Raw genomic sequence first — 264 nt, forward strand, 5'->3', positions numbered from 1 at the left:
GTGCACATTGCGGACTTCCGGGATTTCCCGGCACATACGACGCTTCAGTTCAGCGATATCCAGCGATACCGGTGCACCTTCAAGTAATTCATTCACGCTATCTTTCAACAGTCGCCACGCGCTACGCAGAACCAGAAGCGACACCAGTATCGTGAGAATGGGGTCAGCAGGTGTCCAGCCAGTCCAGATAATAATCAACGCGGCAATAATAGCCCCAACCGAACCCAGCAGGTCCCCGAGCACATGCAGTGCCGCTGCTCGTAC

At 54.9% G+C, this 264-nt stretch carries 1 protein-coding gene; it reads right to left on the bottom strand.

Going from position 1 to position 264, the window contains the following annotated elements; translation table 11 throughout:
• On the bottom strand, window positions 1–264 hold a 264-nt coding region (locus SB764_RS41305), incomplete at both ends, for a cation diffusion facilitator family transporter (protein ID WP_410866940.1).

Source organism: Paraburkholderia sp. SIMBA_027, from assembly GCF_046535315.1.
Taxonomy (GTDB): domain Bacteria; phylum Pseudomonadota; class Gammaproteobacteria; order Burkholderiales; family Burkholderiaceae; genus Paraburkholderia; species Paraburkholderia tropica.